A 17,995-nucleotide genomic window follows, 5' to 3' on the forward strand; every position below is an offset into this window, starting at 1 on the left:
CACCAACAACGAAACCTGCACCACCAGTCGCTGCACCCAAACCTTCCAAGGTGGCACCCTCACCTGGACACCCACCAACGGCACCACCATCCGCTACAAGTAAGTGCTCGGGGGATGCTACGGCGTAAGCCGTAGCATCCCCCGAGCAGCCTCAAGCAAAGAAGAGCACCCCTGACCTTTCGGGTCAGGGGTGCTCTTCATTCATCTCCCGGGTTCCCGGCTGTCGTGGACGACCCAGCCCGCTTCAGCGCCAGGGTCTTTGTCCATCGGCACAAGCCTCGACGAGTGACAAATCGCTCAACGAGTCGGCTGTGACCGTGGAGCCAGCGGACCGCTAGCGGCGCACCTGCGCCTGTCGATCGGCCGGCAGGGTCCCGACCAGTGTGCCGATCGACTCTTCCCGTGGCGTTCGGAAGACAGCTTCGAAAACGCCCTTGGCGACCGATTTCGCCCACAGGGTCTTATCGGCAGCGTGAGAACCCTGTTTCAAGGCGTGGACGACGTAGAACGTGGAATCGAAGATCTTCCTCGGCAACGACAGTTCCGGATTGGCCTTGATTACCCAAATCTGATTGCGAAGATGGTAAAAGAGGCGCCCCTTCATGTCCTTCGAGCCACCCGCGTTCATCGGGTGCTTGATCCTGCTCCTGCTCACCATCACGGCAGGAGCCAGCCTCGAAAGGCGAAGGGTGTATTCCATGTCGTCGATCCAGATGAAGTAGTCGCGCTGCGGCAAGTGGGTGGTCCGCGCGATGGCGACATTGACGAGCACGCCCACGAAAGTGGCAGCGCGGACTGCGATCGTGCCAATCTCCTGCGCCTTCAACTGATGCTTCATGTCGCTGCTGAGCACGGGCAAGTTGCCGGCGTTGGGCGAGCCGTCCTCATGGGTTGTCACCATGGAGGCAGCGAACGACAGTTGAACGTCGCTCGACTCGACCGCGCCCATCAGCTCTTCGAAGGAATCGAGGTCCGGCTCGCCGTCGTCATCCATGAGCCATACGTAGTCGTGACCGCGTACCGCGGCGAGTTCGACGCCCCACGCGAACCCCCCTGCTCCACCCAGATTGGCTCCCGTCTCGAACAGGAACACCTGAGGAAACAGTTCGCGAACCATATCCGGTCCCCCATCGGTGGAGCCATTGTCCACCACGATGACTTCGTCCAGGGGCCGCGTCTGCTGAGTCAGCGCGAATAGGCATTTCTCAAGCAGTTCCCTCCGGTTGTAGGAAACAACAACTGCTGCATTCGACATGATTTCCTTCACTTCTTCCCTTGCATCAACGCCTCGAGACTGTCGGGCACAGGTTCCCGACAGCTCCGGGCTGAGGGATTGCTCGTACTGCTGTTCTCGGATGCCGTCCTACTGCTCGAGCAGTCCCATCAGGTACCGGCCGTAACCACTCTTGATGAGCGGCCTGGCACGCTCCTCGAGGTCGTTGTCCGAGAGGTTACCGAGCCGCCAACTAATCTCCTCCGGGCACCCGATCGACAGCCCTTGACGCTTCTGAACCGTCCGGATGAACTCGGACGCCTCATTGAGGGAGTCGAAGGTGCCCGTGTCCAGCCAGGCCGTGCCCCTGGGCAGGATCTCGACTCGCAGTTTCCCGCGTTCGAGGTACACCCGGTTGACGTCGGTGATTTCGAGTTCGCCTCGTGGCGATGGCCGGAGGTTCGCAGCGATGTCGATGACGTCGTTGTCGTAGAAATACAGGCCCGGCACCGCGTAATGGCTCTTTGGCTGCTCCGGCTTTTCCTCGAGCGACACGGCCCGCCCGTCGCCGTCGAACTCCACGACGCCGTACGCGGTCGGATCTGCTACCCAGTAGCCGAAGACGGCTCCCCCGTCGATGTCTGCGAAGCGGCGCAGCTGCGTCCCCATCCCCTGGCCGTAGAAGATGTTGTCACCCAGCACGAGGGCGACGGGACCGGACCCGATGTGATCGGCACCGAGGATGAAGGCCTGCGCCAGCCCATCCGGCGAAGGCTGTTGCGCATAGGTGAGACTGACCCCGAAGCGGCTTCCGTCGCCCAGCAGACGCTTGAACTGCTCGGCGTCGTGCGGGGTGGTGATGATCAGGATGTCCTTGATGCCCGCGAGGATCAGCGTCGACAACGGATAGTAGATCATCGGCTTGTCGTAGACAGGGACGAGCTGCTTGCTGACGCCAAGGGTGATCGGGTGGAGTCTGGACCCGGTCCCGCCGGCAAGGATTATTCCGCGCATGATCGCCATCATCTCGGTCTTCCGCTCGGAACAGCAAGTTCGGCGCGCGCTAGCAGCAGAAGTCCGTCGCGCGCTAGCAGCAGAAGTCTGTCGCCCGTCATTCATGCACTGCTGCAGGAGACGGTCCGGCAGCCGGGGAACGGGCGGCCGTTGCAGAGCCTCCAGACGCCAGGCAGCCGGGCGAGCGCAAGCAATATGGGATACTGAGGCAGTGAATCGCACCTGGGTCGTCATACCGATGTACAACGAAGCAACCGTCGTCGGCTCGGTCATCCAGAGCCTTCGCACTGTGTTTCCGCAGGTGGTATGTGTCGATGACGGCAGTTCCGACGGCTCACAGGACATCGCCCGGACAGCTGGGGCGGTCGTCGTGCAGCACCCCATCAACCTCGGCCAGGGGGCGGCCCTTCAGACCGGCATCGAGTTCGCGCTACAGGATCCCGGGATGCGCAATGTCGTGACGTTCGACGCCGATGGGCAGCACCGCATCGTCGACGCGGCAGCGATGGTGGCGCGACTGGACGCGGGAGAAGCGGACATCGTCCTCGGGTCCAGATTCCTCGACGATAGGACGCAGATCGGGCCCATGAAGCGGCTCGTGCTCAAGACCGCCGCCGTGCAGTCCCGCATGGCGACGGGACTCGATCTGACCGACGCCCACAACGGCCTGCGAGCCATGAACCGTGAGGTCGCCTCGAAGCTCCACCTGACCCAGAACCGCATGGCCCATGCCTCAGAACTGGTCCACCAGATCGCGGAGATGAAACTGCGGTGGGTGGAGCACCCTGTCGAGATCATCTACACCGATTACTCCAAGTCCAAGGGGCAGTCGCTGCTGAACTCCGTCAACATCCTCGCCGAACTCTTCTTTAGGTGATCCCGTGCTGCTGATAGTCCAAATCGTCCTAGTTCTCGCCGTCATCCTGGTGTCGTTCGTGCTGATGCGCGGCGGAGCCAACGCCCGTCACCTGGCGATCCGCCGGATCATGCTCATGATCTTCGCCGTGGCAGCCGTCGCCTCGATCTTCTTCCCCCATGTCCTGACGTCCTTGGCGTCCTTCCTGGGGGTCGGCCGGGGCACCGATCTGGTGCTCTACGCGACGATCGTCAGCTTCTTCGTCTTCATGGCGACGACGTACCAGCGCTTCCGGCACGCCGAGAACGCCCTGACGGCACTGTCCCGGCGGATCGCGCTGGACGAGGCTCCGAAGCCCTGGGCAGACGACCGCCGCTGATCCCGCACCCCACGACGTCCCGCCCGCGTCCATCCCGCCGAGCGCGGCTCCTAGCTGTCCTGACTCAGTACGCCTAGCGGACGACGTGCCGCGTGAGGCTCGAGATCGACGCCTTGCGCCCCTTGAACAATGACGTTGCGAGCAGAGCCGCCGCGTTCAGGCGCGATGTGATGTGCAGCGACGCCGCTCGGGCTGCCTTGGGCCAGCCGAGGGCCGCGAATCGCTCGGCCTCGATCTCGAAGAACCGGCGTTCCTCGTCGAACCGTCGGCCGTCGAGCGCCCGCACGGAGGAGTCCGATCCCGAGTGGCGGCGGTACAGGAAGGCCAGCTCAGGCTGCAGCACCATCGTGCCACCGTCGGCGGCGATGTCGAGCAGGAGGGCAAGATCCTGCACGACGTCGAACTCCGGGCGGAAGCCGATCCGGGTGATCGTCCCGGAGCGCCACGCCAGGGACGGGAAGTAGTGCCAGCCGGCATGCAGCAGGCTCGTGGCGAGGCGCTCGCCCTGCAGCACGGTCGGCGTCGGAGCGCCCGGCATCGCGACGCTCTTCACCCGGTCCACGAGCGGCGCTACGGCGGTGCCGTTCTCGTCGATGACCTGCACACCCGGCTGCACGACGTCGGCGGCAGGGAATGCGGCGAAGGTGTCGACGACAGTCTGCAGGTAGTTCGGCAGCATCAGGTCGTCGGCGCCCATGATGACGGTCAAGGGCGCCTCCACCAGCTCGAGTGCGCGCCTGTAGTTCGCGTTCGCCCCGAGGTTCGACGCATTGCGCTGGTAGGAGACCCGTTCGTCGTCGAGCTCACCGAACCAGCGGGCGGGCTCCGGGTCGGGGTACCCGTCGTCCACCACGACCAGCCGCCAGTCTTGGAACTGCTGACTCAGAACGCTGCGTGCAGCCTTCTTCATGAGTTCGACATCCCCGTAGTAGGGGAACAGGACGTCAACGGAGGCCATGGAGAACTTTCTGCAGGAGAACGGACGGGACAGATACATCCCGAACAACAGTTCAACTATAGGGATGGAGATTGTATGAAGTGAAAAAGCACGTTGGGTAGACTCGACCGGGATCATCAACGGCTAGGACAGGATGGGCATGGGAGCGGGCCAACACTCCGACGAGGAGAGCAGCGTTCGCGCCAGCGTATGCATGGCGTCCTACAACGGATCGGCTCATGTGGTCGAACAGCTGGAATCGATCCTGGCCCAGCTGGGACCGGAGGACGAGGTCGTCGTGGTCGACGACGCCTCCACGGACGCCTCGGCCGACGTCATCGCGGCTCTTCAGGACGGACGCATCCGTCTCATCCGCTCCCCCGCGAACCGCGGCTACGTGAGGACCTTCGAAGCCGCGCTGACCGCGAGCCGGGGTCGGTACATCTTCCTCTCGGACCAGGACGACATCTGGCTGCCCGGACGCCTCGACCTCATGCTCGACGCACTAACCGTGTCGCCCGTCGTCGCCAGCAATTTCTCCTTCTTCGGCCAGGCCCCCCGCGCCATCGAGTCGCTCCGCCTCAAGGCGGCGGACAGCACGAGGAGGTGGACGAACCTGCTGCTGCTCTGGATCGGGGTGCGCCCCTACTACGGGTGCGCCATGGCGTTCCGTCGCGACATGGCCCCCTTGATACTGCCGTTTCCCGTTTTCCTTCAAGAGACCCATGACCAGTGGATCGCCATGGTCGGCAATCTTGCCGGTGGCATTCGGCACCTCGAACAGGACACGCTGTCGCGCAGGCTGCATGATACGAACACGACGCCGAAGACGGTCCGGTCGCCGCTGCTGATTCTTCGCTCCAGGATCATGCTCGCCCGGGCGTTCCTCGTCGCGGTGCAGCGTGTCCGGCGGTACCGGAGGCAGGAGACACCCCGTGGATGATTTCTCCGGGAGCTTCGGGATCGTGGCGCTCGCCGCCTATCGGCCACCCGAGCGGCTCTTCGCACGCCAGCTGCTGTCCATCCAGGCTCAGACGCACAGGGATTTCCGGTGCCTGATCTCCGTCGACGGGGACCACGAACAGGTCGCGAGGACCGTCGAACGGATCTGCGGCGGGGACGAGCGCTTCGAGGTGATCGGCTTCGACGACCGACAGGGCTTCTACGGCAACTTCGAGCGCGTGCTCCGGGCGGTTCCACCGACGGCGCGGTGGATTGCCCTCAGCGACCAGGACGACTACTGGTATCCCGAGAAACTGGCGGCACTGCTGCCCCACCTCGCGGAGAACTCGCTGGTGTCCGGGCAGGCGCGCGTGGTGGGCGACGACGGACGCGTGCTCACCACCTCCACCGGGCGGCGGCGGGTGCAACTCGTCGATCTCTTCACGGAGAACCAGGTCACCGGTTCGCTCAGCGTCCTTCGCGCCGACCTCCTATCCGTCGCTCTCCCCTTCCCACGGCTCAACACCCCAGCGCAGTACCACGACCACTGGCTGGGTGTCTGCGCCGGTGCCGCCCGGGGCTTCACCGTGGTCGACGCCCTCGTGCAGGACTACATCCAGCACGAGGACAACGTCGTGGGCGAGAATCGCACAGGCGTCACGCATCTCGTGTCCCGGGTCCAGGAATTGGGGCGCCGGTTCGAGGGATCGGCGTCGCCTGCGGCGCTCGCCCGGTTCCTCGCCGCGGCCGGAATCGGTTGGCGGTCCCTGATGGCCGACACGCTCGCGGCGAGGACACCGGTGAGGACTGCGGAGCTCGGCACGGCGGTGGCCGCCTACTCGTCCGGCGCACGCCGCGGCGCCGCAGCCCTCGCTGTCGCTCGCGGCGTTCGGCGGGGGACGGTACCGCTGCGGCGCGCCGCCGAACTCGCGGCGAGCCTCGCCGCTGCCGCCGTCGTCGGCCGGCGTGTCGGAGGAAGGCCGTGAGCGGCCCGGTCGTCGTCGCGGTGATCAGCAGCTTCCGCCCGTCCGAAGCCGTCCTCGTACGGTATGGGGCCCTGGTCGGCCAGGTCTCCGCCGTCGTGGTCGCGGACGACGGCTCCGGGCCGGCCGCCGAAGGAGTCCTCGGGAGCCTGGAGGCGTTGGGAGCCGACGTCGTCCGACGGGACACCAATGACGGGATCGCCGTCACCCTGAATGCCGGGATCGCCCGGGCACGCTCCCACCACGGCGCCGAGTGGATCCTCACGCTCGACCAGGACACGAGCCTGGCTCCCCACTACGTCGAGCAACTGCTGGCGACTGCCCGCGCGGCGCTCGGGGCGGGCCTGCCCGTGGGCAGCGTCTCCTACGCCGAGCAGAACGGGCGCCCGGTGGCCCGGCTCGGGACCGAGCACGGCTACGACCTAGCCTACGACCCCATGCAGTCGGGTCTCCTCCTGCCGGTCTCCACTCTCGACACCGTCGGCGGGCTCCGCGAGGACCTCTTTATCGACTGGGTGGACACCGAGTTCAACGAACGGGTGCGTGCAGCCGGCCTCTTGACGATCGTCGCCCCCGGTACCGATCTGGACCATTCACTTGGCTCAATGCGGCCCCTGACAATCCTGGGGCGCCCTGTGACGCGCCATGGGAAGCAGCTGTCGGTCGCCTATCATCCGCCCTTCAGGACCTATTACATGAGCCGCAACGCCGTGCTGGTCACCCGGCGTTCGTTCTCCCGCCATCCGCGCTGGACCGCATCACGGCTCGCCCACGACCTGATCGGGCACGCCGCAAGAGTCGTCGTCGGGCCGCAGCGCCGGGGCCACCTGCTGGCCATTGCGGCAGGCGCGCTCCACGGCCTGCGCGGTCGATCCGGCAAGATCCCGGCACCACTCCTCCAACACCTGTCCTGACCGGTCCGCGAGCCTGATGGCCCGCGTCCGACCGGTACCGCCTCCCTGAGACCCGTTAGGCACCATGTGAGACCGTTGATGGCGCGACTCGGCACGTACACAGCGGCCGTCGCTATCACCAGCATCGTCGGACTACTGGCGATTCCCGTCGTCGTCACCCAGGCCGGGGATGTGGCGTGGGGCGTCATCGCCGTCGCGCAGACCCTTGCCGGGCTGCTGGGAGTCCTCGTGTCATTCGGTTGGGGCACGACGGGACCTGCGATGGTCGCCGGCATGCCGGCCGAGGATCGACCGCAGATGTTCATGGAGTCCCTCGCATCGAGACTGTACCTCGCCGCCGTCGCTGTACCGTTCGCGATCCTGATCCCCTTCCTGCTCACCACCCCCGAGTACCGGGGGATGATGATCGCTGCCTGCTGCGCGTACCTGATCCCCTTTCTCGGCGGAGCGTGGTACTTCGTGGGTGAAGCGCGACCTCGGCGGCTGATCCTCTTCGATTCGCTGCCGATCAGCATGGGGACGCTGGCGGGGGTGGCAGGCATCCTGCTCACCCAGAACATCTACGTCTTCATCGCCTGCCAGGGCGTTTTCAACATTGTCGCCGTCGTCGGTACGGCCTTCGTAATCCGGCGGTCCGCCGGCAGGACGGCCCGCGCCGATCCCTCACCGCGCGCCGCCTTCGGCCGCTTGCCGCGCCAACTCCACGGGGTCATCACGGCCGCCACCTCGTCGCTGTATGTCGGCGCACCGCTGATCATGGTGTCCGCCTTCCTCCCCGCCTTCAGGGAGGTGTATGCGATGGCCGACCGATTCATCAGGTACGGCCAGATCGCCCTCGGACCCGTCGTCCAGGTGCTGCAGGGATCCATTGCATCGACGGACAAGGCGGTCGAACGCCACCGCATCGGGCGGACTACTCTGATGGCCCCACTGCTCGGCGTGCTCGGCGGCGCGGGCATCGCACTGGTCCTTCCCTGGGGAAGCATGCTCCTGTCGAACGGCAGGATCAGCGTGGGGCTCGGGCTCGCTCTTCCTATCGGCGTCGTGTTCGCCGGGGTCGCCGTGTCGTCCGTCGTCGGGCTCGCGTGCCTGATCCCCCTCGGTCAAGGGAGGGCGCTCGCCGCTTCGACCGTGCTCGGCGCAGCGGTCGGCGTACCGTTGATCGTCCTCGCTGCGGCCTTCGTCGGACCGGCATCGGTCGCGTGGGCAGTCGCCCTGTCCGAGCTCACTGTCGCCGGCTACCAGGTGGCAGTAGTCCGGCGGGTCCTGCGGCACGGCAGGCACTGAACCGCCGGCTGACCGGAGCGGCCGTGCGCCGCCGATCGTGGCATCCCGCCGGTACTACAGTCCGCACGATTCGATCTTGTAGACAGCGGCACCGTCGTCGCTGCTATCGACCAGGGAGAGATCCTCCGGGGCTAGCCCTGCCGCGGTCAGCCCTTCCATGTTCTTTCGGTGGATGATGTCCGGCAGGTAGCGTCCGTCGTCGTCGTAAAAGTAGGAGACGTTGTACTGCCGAATCAGTTCGCAGACGCGAGGATCGCTGTCCAGACGGTCGAAATTACGGCCGAGATACTCAGCATCCCGATCCCAGGCGCCCATCATGGTCGGAAAGACAGCATCGCGGCCGGCAAGCGAGTACACGAGGGCCGCACCCGACGTCGGGTCGCCGAGCACCACCGCATCCTCCGGCAGTTCCTCGTCGAGCCGTTCGATCATCCGCAGCTCGGACAGGCTCGCGATGCCACCACTCCATTCGAGGTGTCGCCAGTAGTCCGCGGCCAGCCGTTCGGACCGCGCATCCGCGCGCAGCTCCCCGGTGTGGGGGTACAGGACCGCGGCCAGTCCCACCACCAGTGCGAGTGTCGCGGCGCCTGCCGCCGGCGGGCGGGCGAGGACCGGAAGTCGGGCGGCGGTCACCGTGATGGTGGATTCCACCACCCGGGTGACGCAGAACGCCGCCAGGAGTGATGTGAACAGCGGCACCAGCCCCCCGAGGCGGACGGGATCGGAGTACCACAGCCCGACCACCGGGCGCAGGAACGTCTGTTCGCCCGCCGCAACGACGTACAGCAGAATGGCGATCATCCAGCTCACGGACACCCACCGGCCCTCCCTCACGGCGATCGTCAGGATGAATCCGCCGATGGCGAGGAGGCCGCCGACCCAAAACGGCTCCGTATTGCCGTGTGCGAGCGGGGCGAGCATTGTGTCGAACACCGCGGCACCGAGGGCATTGGTTGCCGGCCCGACGGGAGTGGTCTGGAAGTAGAACACCGAGCGGACGCTCGGAACGGTGATGACCGCGGCGAGGAAGAGCACGACGGCGAGCACGGGCACCACGACCAGTGCGGCCGCGAGGAGTTTCCGTCCACGGCCGAGAGCCACCCGGACGACCCCCGCGTAGCGGTGGAGCAGGAACGGCAGTCCCAGGTAGCCGGCGGCGATGGTGGCGGTGGGATGGCACAGCGTTGCTCCGGCGAGCGCGATGAGCAGCAGTAGCAGGAGCCGGACCCTGGCGGCGGGGGTGGTCCGTGTCGAGGTGACGAGGAGCAGCAGGGCGAGCAGTGCGGGCAGGATGGCCGTGCCCATCGCGGCGGGCCACACCGTGCCGTAGGACATCATCCGGGCCGGGAAGGCGATGAAGCCTGCGGCGATAACCGGGGCCAGCAACGGCATCCATGCCAGGCGCGGGAAGGCGACACGCGCGAGGTAGGCCACGGACAGGGGCCAGATGACGCAGGCCATGACCAGCGCCGCGACGTTGATGCTCACGCTGATGGGCAGGGTTCCGACCGTGAGGCTGACCAGGTCGTGCCAAGCGCCGGGGTAGAACCGGGCTGCCTTGTCGTTCGACGCGACGGCCCCTAGGCTCAGGCTCGACCCGTTCCCGGTCTCGATGATGTACCGCACCGAGCTGTGGTGGTGGACGGAGTCCCAGGTGAGGGCAGGGTAATCCGGCCACCGTATGCCGTCCTTCAACGGTGTGAAACTTACGACGGCGGCTACGACGACCCCCACCAGGGGTGCGATGCTGCCCGTTACCACCTGCCGCCAGGACCGGGTGCGCGTTTCGGCGGGGACCGCCGTCGACCCACCTGCACGCGCGGTGGCTCGTCTCCCGGGGAGGGACGCCAGCACCCGGGCGAGGACGAGGACGGCGACCGCTACCACCGCCGTGAAGCCCAGGTAGCTCCACAGAGTCCAGGTGATGCCCGTGAGGGCCAGCAGCACGGCTCCGACGCCGGCCAGTCCGAGGGACAAGGCCGGCGCGAGGGCGAAGGTGGCGAGGCTGCGGATACCCGCGGCCAGAGCCACCAGCATGCCCGGGAGGAAGAAGCAGGCCAGCGTCGCGAGCGCAACCGGGAGTGCGTCCGTCCAGGTCATCCCCATGTCCCCGTGCATGGGTCCGTGCCTGTGCTAATGACGACTCCTGAGTGTGGAGACGGCATCGTCCACGGTCGAATCGAGTACGACGCGCCCGTGTTCGAGAAGCACACCCCGCTCGCAGACCTGCGAGATGAGGTCGAGGTCGTGGCTCACGACGACCAGTGTCTTGCCCGCTGCGGCCAGCTCCTTGATCTTGGAGAGGCACTTCTTCTGGAAGGGCTCGTCACCGACGGCGAGGATCTCGTCGACGAGGAAGATCTCCGGGTCGGTGTGCACCGCCACCGAGAAGGCGAGCCGCAGGTACATGCCGGAGGAGTAGAACTTGACCTCCGTGTCGATGAACTGCCCGATCTCGGAGAACTCCAGGATGCTTTCGAAGCGCTCCTCAATCTGCTCCTCGCTCATGCCCAGGATGGCCCCGTTCAGGTACACGTTGTCCCGCCCCGACAGGTCCGGGTGGAAACCTGCACCGACCTCGATCAGCCCGGCCACCCTTCCCCTGGTCCGCACGGTCCCCGTGTCCGGCAGCATCACCCCGGAGATGTGCTTCAGGAGCGTCGACTTGCCTGAACCGTTCAGCCCGAGCAGGGCGACGGTCTCACCCTGCTCGATCGTCAGGCTGATGTCGTCGAGGGCATGGAATTTCTTGGACAGGTCACCCTTGCGTCCCTTCACGATCCACACGAACGCCTCCTTAATGGAGCGGGTGTGCCGCAGGACGAATTCCTTCGAGATACCGCGGACTTCGATCGCTGTCGTCATGTCACAGCTCCTGTGCGAAGCGGCCCTCGAGCCGTCTGAAGGTGAACTGTCCAGCCAGAATCACGAACACCGAGATCGCCACCCCGATCGGCATCCACAGGTCGAGGAGATTCGCCGGGACAGCAGCTAGCTGGTCCGTCACGCCGATCGTCGTCGTCGGCATCCAGAACGCGAAGTGGAAGAGCTCGACGGCGATGGTCAGTGGGTTGACCTGGTAGATCGTGTGCAGCACCTGTCCGGCACCAGCACCGAAAGCGTCGAACAGTCCGTCCCGCACCATGGTCCAGGAGTAGAGCACCGGCGAGGCCCAGGTGGCGATCATCAGCAGCATGTCGACGAAGTTCTCCGAATCACGGAAGTACACGTTGACGGCACCGAAAAACAGCCCCAGCCCGATCGCCAGCAGCGCAACGATCAGGAAGCCGATGAGGCCCGCCGCGATCTGCGCGAACCCGGGCTTCCACCCTGCGATGAAGCACGCGATGAGCAGGACGAGGAGCTGCGGTACGAAGTGGATCGCCGACACCCAGACGGATGCCACCGGGAAGAGCTCACGCGGCAGGTAGATCTTCTTGATTAGCCCGCCGTTCCCGACGATCGACCGTGACGCGTTGCCCAGCGCCTCACTGAAGAAGTTAATGAGCACGATTCCGGAGAACAGGTAGATCGGGTAGTTCTCGGTGTTGCGGTTCATCCCGAGGAAGATGCCCAGGGCGAACCAGAACACGACGAACTGGACGCCCGGCTTGACGTAGGACCACAGCAGGCCGAGGATGGAGCCGCGGTAGCGGACCTTCAGCTCCTTCTGCACGAGCAACTTCAGGAGGTACCTCGAACGCAGCACGTCCCTGAGGCCACCCCCGAGGCCGGGGGTGGTCAGGTTGATGGTGCTCAACTTACTTGCCCTCCCCTGAGTGCTGGTCGAATGTTTTCTTCCAGGACTCGAAGGACGTGATGTCGTCGAGCGCCGCCTTGTACTGCTCACTGAGCTGCGGCCACCTGCGGAGGATCTCGGCGTTGAGCCGGCCGGCCTCCGACAGGAGGGCGCGGAGCTGCTGGGGATCCCGGCGGTACCAGGACGCACCAGTACCCTCGGCGTTGGAGACGATGGCGCTGTCGTACTGCGACATCCGCCACCACTTGTTGTCCTGGTGGGCGACGAAGGCCTGCGGCCGCTCCTTGCTGGACGGCGCGACGGGCCTGCTCAGCTGCCGGGCGACGGTCTTCAGCGCCCATGGGACGAGTGTGGTGTAGGACGGTGCCCTGAACCCCTGTCCGTGCCGCGGGGGCTTGTCCATCTTGGGCGTCGGGAAGTCGTCGGGGTCCGGTTTCAGCTGGGCGTCCGAGTGGCCCTCGCTGAGCGCCCGGATCTCCGGGAGCTTCGTCGCCAGGATCGAGTGCAGCTGGTTCGGACCCTGCAGGACGTCGCGCATGGCCATCACTCGTCCACGGGCTGTGTAGTACTGCATGGACACGAGGTGCTTGATGTCGGAATATCCTGATTCGCGGACGACTCGTCCTCCGCGTTCGTACGGACTGTGAATCAGGGCCGCGATCATGCGGTTACGCGTGTGGAAGTAGGCCTGCCAGCCGACCATGTCGTCCTTGTCGATCCAGGAGACATGCCAGACGGCGGCCCCCGGCATCGAGACCGTCGGATAGCCGGCCTTCTTGGCACGCAGGCCGTACTCGGCGTCATCCCATTTGATGAATACGGGCAGCGACAGACCGATCTCGCGGATGACCCGCGTCGGGATCAGGCACATCCACCACCCGTTGTAGTCCACGTCGATACGGCGGTGAAGCCACGGCGTATGGCGTAGGTTGGAGCGCATGAAGTCGTGCCCCAGCGTCTGCTCGGCCACGGGCTGGTCCGGCTGGAAGCGGTAGGGATTCACAATCTCACCGAAGGTGTGCAGCACCGTACGGTTGTAGAGATCGAACATGTGGCCACCGACGATGGTCGGGGTCCTGCAGTGATCGGCGAACGTCAGCAGCCTGATGATGCTCTCGGGTTCCATGACGACGTCGTCGTCGAGGAGCAGGGCATAGTCGCTGCCGTTTTCGACAGCCTCGTACATTCCACGAGCGAAACCTCCGGACCCTCCGAGGTTGCCCTGGTCGATGATGCGCAGCTTGCCCTTGAGCGCGTCGCGGATGGCCGGGAACGAGGGCTCGTCAGCCACCTTCTTCGTGCCCTGGTCCACGATCAGGACTTCCTTCACGTTCTCCAGCACGTCCGGGTTCTCGCCCAGGATGGAGAGGTTGTTCGCGCAGAAGTCGGGCTTGTTCAGCGTCGTGATCTCGAGGGTGATCTGTCCAGGCTCGGGAGCCTCGCCCGGTGCCTGCCACTCGGCCTTGTTCAGGATTAGGGGCGCTGAACCGGCCACGAGGTCGAACCAGTACCAGCCTCCGTCACCGAACGGCTGCAGCGAGAGGTCGAACACGCTCGTGGCCGCACCGGTGACCCGCTTGGTCTCCACATGCTGGAGGGAGCCGCGGGCATTTGATTTGTAGACGCTGATGCCGCCGGCGCCGGAGGTCCCGACGGACAGCCGGACGTTCCGGACGTCCGTCCAGCGACGCCAGTAACTCGCGGGGAAGGCGTTGAAGTAGGTGCCGAACGACACCCGCTCACCAGGACGGACGGACGTGGACCGCCGGGAGCGGAAGTCCTCTACGTGGAGCTCCTGCCCCGGCGACGCGAGGCCGCTGCTGTCGGAGGTGCTGCCGTCGTTCGTGTTCACCCTGACGCCGACCGCACTGCCCGTGTCGACGTAGAGGGCCGCAGTGTCCATCTGGCTCTGGTTCGGAAGGACGACACGTTGGATGGTGTGCCAGGTATCGGTTCCCTCGGCCCTGTCGGCGACCGGGCGGGCCAGCGTCGCCTCGCTCACGCGTCCACTCCGCCGCTCTCGAGCTTCTGGCCACTGGTGAAGTGGGGGGCGATCTTGTTGTCGAACATGGAGAGCGCCGACCCGATGGCCATGTGCATGTCGAGGTACTTGTACGTGCCGAGCCGCCCGCCGAAGAGCACCGACTTCTCGCCCTTCGCGAGATCGCGGTAGGCCAGCAGCTTCGCCCGGTCGTCGGACGTGTTGATCGGGTAGTACGGCTCGTCGTTCTTCTCGGCGAAGCGCGAGTACTCCCGCATGATGACCGTCGCATCCTTGGTGTAGTCCCGCTCGGGGTGGAAGTGGCGGAACTCGTGGATGCGCGTGAAGGCTGCGTCCTCGTCCGGGTAGTTCATGACCGAGCAGCCCTGGAAGTCCTCCATCGGGAGCACTTCCTCCTGGAGGTCGATGGTCCGCCAGGAGAGGTCACCCTCGGCGAAGTCGAAGTACCGGTCCACGGGGCCCGTGTATATGACGGGTACCTGTCCGAGCGTCGACGACCGCGAGTACTCCTGGCCCTCGTCAAAGAAGTCCGTGTTCAGGTGCACGTCGATGTTGGGGTGATCAGCCATCCGCTCGATCCAGGCGGTGTAGCCGTTGACCGGCAGTCCTTCGTACTTGTCGTTGAAGTACCGGTTGTCGTAGTTGTAGCGCACGGGCAGGCGCGAGATGATCTCGGCCGGCAGGTCCTTCGGATCGGTCTGCCACTGCTTGCCCGTGTAGTACTTGATGAACGCCTCGTAGAGCGGGCGCCCGATCAGCTGGATGCCCTTGTCGTTCAGGTTCTGCGGATCCGTCCCGGCGAGCTCGCCGGCCTGCTCCTGGATGAGGGCGCGGGCCTCGGCGGGACCGAGGGCGGCGCGGAAGAACTGGTTGATCGTGCCGAGGTTGATCGGCATCGAGTACACCTCGCCCTTGTGGCGGGTGTAGACCTTGTGGACGTAGTTCGTGAACTCCGTGAAGTTGTGGACGTAGTCCCAGACTCGCTCGTTCGAGGTGTGGAACAGGTGCGCGCCGTAGCGGTGCACCTCGATGCCGGTCCGGGCCTCGTTCTCGCTGTACGCGTTGCCACCGATGTGGTGGCGACGGTCGAGCACCGCGACCTTCAGGCCGAGCTGGGCCGCTGCCCTTTCTGCGATCGTGAGTCCGAAAAATCCGGAACCGACGACGACGAGATCAACGTTCACAAAGTCTCCTGGGTTGTTTTGGGCAGACACCAGCGACGGCGACCTGCGGCTTAAGGCTACCCGACGTTCCTCGGTGCCCTTTCTACCGACAGGCCACTGCCACGAAACGCCGGGCGGATTCGGGGAGACGCGTGCTCGCCCGCATCGTCCTGGCCCGCCGTCTTGAGACGGCGTCGTGAACCGGGGTCAGGTGGGCACATCGCACCAGGCGTAGGTCTGCCGCTGCCCGAGTGGGACCGTCGGGGTGATCAGGAGAACCGTCCGGAGGACCGGCGCGACGATGCCCGGGCTTCAGCCTGTGACGAGGAGGGGTTCAGGACCCGCCACCTATCCCGTCCCTGTAGTCCCCCGGTTCCTGCGGGAAGTTCGCCGGTGGTGACGCGCGATGGTTCGTTGCTCCTATGGTCGCGCCTTCCGTGCCGTAACGCTCCGTGAGGTCACCGCTTCCCACTGTCGTCCGAACTCTCGTGTCAGCGTTTCAAGGTAGGTTCTCGTCAGATGATTCGTGTCCAAGTACACGTAGACGTTGCCGATCACGGCGGGACACGTGTCCGGGAGACAGATGGAATCGCTGAGGTCGAGGACCGCCATGCCCGGAACCAACCGCTTCAACTCGTCCGTCTTGACGGGCGCGGGCAAGTGCAGAGCCCGGTCCCTGTTGCATTCGGCAGCATGCACCCCCTCCTTCTCGACGCATTCTCTCGGGCTGAAGTCGAAACGGGGATTGTCCCGGACGGCAACGACGTCGATCCCCGCTCCCTCCATCGCCCGGGCCGCCTCGGGAAATCCGGGGAGCACGTCTTCCATGCCCGCCGCGTTCACTGCAGTTCCCACCGCCACGACGTAGTCGGGGTCCTGCTCCTCTATGTATTCCTTGGCGAGCTCGTTCCACTCATCACACTCGGGGATGCGCCCGTAGCCCTGTTCGCCGAACGAGCAGCCTCCTTTGAAGATGAGGCTCACCACCGCACCCTCGTCCTCCGCGATGTGGCGCAGAGGCACACCCCATTGCTGTGAATGGGAGTCACCCACGACGATGATTTTCTTGTTCCCCGTACCCTTGGGCCGGATTTCTCCACAGCCACTCGCCAACAGATCGCTGGCCGGCCTGTTGTCCTCCGAACAGGGTCCGTCAAGTTTCACGGCCTCATCCTCGAAGCGGGCGACGGCAGGGATGACGGGCGCGTCGTCATCCGACCGGTCCACGAATCCCGGCTCGAGGGCGATCGCTCCCGGATTGTTGCGCAACGCGTTCGCGGCGATGCGCTCAGCCTCGACGCGGAGGCTCTGCTGCCACCCGGTCAGCGGGGCCGCAACCAGACCTAGGCACACGGCGAGGACGATGACAGCACGACGGCGACGCCGGTCCGCCCAGGTGAGTGCTCGCAGCGGCCGTTCGACGAAGCGCATCGTGAGATAGGCGAGACCGAGCGAGAGGGCGATGACGACGAGTCCGCCGAAGACACCCGGCGCCGGCGCGTCGCGCCAGATCAGGAAGAGCACAAGCACCGGCCAATGCCACAGGTACAGGGCATATGAGAGGTCCCCCACCCTGACGAGCGGTTTGGAGGACAGTAACCGGTCCGCCCCCACAGGGCTGCCGGTCTGCCCGGCAACGATGATCAATGCGGCGGCGATCAGGGGCCACAACGCGACGTAGCCGGGGAACTCGCCCTGGACGTCCAAGAGGAATCCGCCGCTCACCATCGCTGCCAGGCCCACCCAGCCCGCGACGATGCGCAGGAGGCGCGGCAACCGGATATAAGGGAGCGCGAGCGCCAGAAGAGTGCCGAAGGAGAATTCCCACAGGCGGGCTCGGGTATCGAAGTAGGCATAGGCCTGGTTCGTGTACGTTTCCCAAATCGAGAAGCCGAGCGACGCACCGAAGAGGACACCGAAGACCAGCAGAACGACGCCACGAACGCGGAGCCGGTAGCGGCGAGCGAGAAGGGAACTCGTGAGAAACAGGAGCGGCCACAGGATGAACACCTGACCCTGCACGGAGAGGGACCAGAAGTGCTGGAGAGGGCTGACCAGACTGTGATCATCCGCGTAGTAGTCCACAGCGTTGGACGCGAGGACCCAATTCTGAACGTAGAAAAGGGACGCCCACGACTGCTCGATGATGTCCGTCCATCTAGACTTCGGAACGAACAGGTAGGTGGCTCCCAGCGTCACGAGGATCACGACGACGACTGCGGGCAGCAGGCGTTTGAACTGGTGCAGCCAGTGCCGGGCGAGATCCAACGGTTTGCCAGAATCCACCTTGCGCAGGAACGACAGCGCCAGCAGGAATGCTGATATCAGCAGGAAGACATCCACTCCGCCGGACACCCGACCGAACCAGATGTGGTAGGAGACCACCATCAGTACAGCAAGTGCCCGGAGGCCCTGGACTTCGGGCCGGAACCGAGGATTTGCACCCTCAGCAATTACGCGTGGAGCCGCTGGACGACTAGCTTCAGCGACGGGCATGAGGGACTTCCGGGGTAGACACGATGATCAAGTGTAGCGGGAACACCTG

Annotated in this window: 15 protein-coding genes; 6 read left to right on the forward strand and 9 right to left on the reverse strand. The window is 65.3% G+C overall.

Annotated features, from left to right (window positions below; genetic code table 11):
• Positions 1–334 precede the first annotated feature (334 nt).
• On the reverse strand, positions 335–1,267 hold the full coding sequence (locus CI785_RS00345) for a glycosyltransferase family 2 protein (protein ID WP_157940090.1): 933 nt from the start codon (positions 1,265–1,267) through the stop codon (positions 335–337).
• Between the two features lie 96 nt (positions 1,268–1,363).
• Positions 1,364–2,227: a glucose-1-phosphate thymidylyltransferase RfbA gene (gene rfbA, locus CI785_RS00350; protein ID WP_105030152.1), complete on the reverse strand. Its 864-nt coding sequence runs from the start codon at positions 2,225–2,227 to the stop codon at positions 1,364–1,366.
• A 211-nt stretch (positions 2,228–2,438) separates the two neighbouring features.
• On the opposite strand from rfbA, the gene CI785_RS00355 reads away from it, so the two are divergent.
• Both CI785_RS00355 and CI785_RS00360 read left to right on the forward strand, forming a co-directional pair.
• Complete coding sequence (locus tag CI785_RS00355; protein WP_240614913.1) at positions 2,439–3,104, forward strand: glycosyltransferase family 2 protein; 666 nt, start codon at positions 2,439–2,441, stop codon at positions 3,102–3,104.
• Positions 3,105–3,108: 4 nt separating this feature from the next.
• On the forward strand, positions 3,109–3,462 hold the full coding sequence (locus tag CI785_RS00360; RefSeq protein WP_105030127.1) for a DUF2304 domain-containing protein: 354 nt from the start codon (positions 3,109–3,111) through the stop codon (positions 3,460–3,462).
• Positions 3,463–3,535: 73 nt separating this feature from the next.
• Here the strand turns inward: CI785_RS00360 and CI785_RS00365 are convergent, their stop codons facing one another.
• Positions 3,536–4,420: a glycosyltransferase family 2 protein gene (locus CI785_RS00365; protein ID WP_105030128.1), complete on the reverse strand. Its 885-nt coding sequence runs from the start codon at positions 4,418–4,420 to the stop codon at positions 3,536–3,538.
• A gap of 193 nt (positions 4,421–4,613) precedes the next feature.
• Between CI785_RS00365 and CI785_RS00370 the strand changes: the two genes are divergently transcribed.
• The 4 genes from CI785_RS00370 to CI785_RS00385 all read left to right on the forward strand — a co-directional run bounded on the left by CI785_RS00370 (position 4,614) and on the right by CI785_RS00385 (position 8,525).
• Positions 4,614–5,342: a glycosyltransferase gene (locus CI785_RS00370; RefSeq protein WP_105030129.1), complete on the forward strand. Its 729-nt coding sequence runs from the start codon at positions 4,614–4,616 to the stop codon at positions 5,340–5,342.
• Positions 5,335–6,327, forward strand: a complete 993-nt coding sequence (locus CI785_RS00375; protein WP_105030130.1) for a glycosyltransferase — start codon at positions 5,335–5,337, stop codon at positions 6,325–6,327. Before CI785_RS00370 ends, CI785_RS00375 begins: the two co-directional genes overlap by 8 nt.
• Complete coding sequence (locus CI785_RS00380) at positions 6,324–7,238, forward strand: glycosyltransferase (RefSeq protein ID WP_105030131.1); 915 nt, start codon at positions 6,324–6,326, stop codon at positions 7,236–7,238. The genes CI785_RS00375 and CI785_RS00380 overlap by 4 nt, the downstream gene beginning before the upstream one ends.
• 78 nt (positions 7,239–7,316) lie before the next feature.
• Positions 7,317–8,525 (forward strand): lipopolysaccharide biosynthesis protein, encoded by a 1,209-nt coding sequence (locus CI785_RS00385; RefSeq protein ID WP_105030132.1) that lies wholly within the window; start codon positions 7,317–7,319, stop codon positions 8,523–8,525.
• Between the two features lie 54 nt (positions 8,526–8,579).
• On the opposite strand, the gene CI785_RS00390 is transcribed toward CI785_RS00385, so the two are convergent.
• The 6 genes from CI785_RS00390 to CI785_RS00415 all read right to left on the reverse strand — a co-directional run bounded on the left by CI785_RS00390 (position 8,580) and on the right by CI785_RS00415 (position 17,946).
• Positions 8,580–10,625, reverse strand: a complete 2,046-nt coding sequence (locus tag CI785_RS00390; protein ID WP_157940091.1) for a DUF6541 family protein — start codon at positions 10,623–10,625, stop codon at positions 8,580–8,582.
• Between the two features lie 33 nt (positions 10,626–10,658).
• Complete coding sequence (locus CI785_RS00395; protein WP_105030134.1) at positions 10,659–11,390, reverse strand: ABC transporter ATP-binding protein; 732 nt, start codon at positions 11,388–11,390, stop codon at positions 10,659–10,661.
• Position 11,391: 1 nt separating this feature from the next.
• Positions 11,392–12,285 carry an ABC transporter permease gene (locus CI785_RS00400; RefSeq protein ID WP_105030135.1) on the reverse strand — a complete coding sequence of 298 codons (894 nt, stop codon included), beginning with the start codon at positions 12,283–12,285 and terminating at the stop codon, positions 11,392–11,394.
• A gap of 1 nt (position 12,286) precedes the next feature.
• A complete protein-coding gene (locus CI785_RS00405; protein WP_105030153.1) occupies positions 12,287–14,188 on the reverse strand; it encodes a glycosyltransferase in 1,902 nt (633 codons plus the stop codon).
• Positions 14,189–14,283: 95 nt separating this feature from the next.
• Positions 14,284–15,471: a UDP-galactopyranose mutase gene (gene glf / locus CI785_RS00410; protein WP_105030136.1), complete on the reverse strand. Its 1,188-nt coding sequence runs from the start codon at positions 15,469–15,471 to the stop codon at positions 14,284–14,286.
• A 399-nt stretch (positions 15,472–15,870) separates the two neighbouring features.
• Complete coding sequence (locus CI785_RS00415; RefSeq protein WP_105030137.1) at positions 15,871–17,946, reverse strand: acyltransferase family protein; 2,076 nt, start codon at positions 17,944–17,946, stop codon at positions 15,871–15,873.
• Between the last annotated feature and the right edge of the window lie 49 nt (positions 17,947–17,995).

Source organism: Arthrobacter ruber (assembly GCF_002954225.1).
GTDB classification, from domain to species: Bacteria; Actinomycetota; Actinomycetes; order Actinomycetales; family Micrococcaceae; genus Arthrobacter_D; species Arthrobacter_D ruber.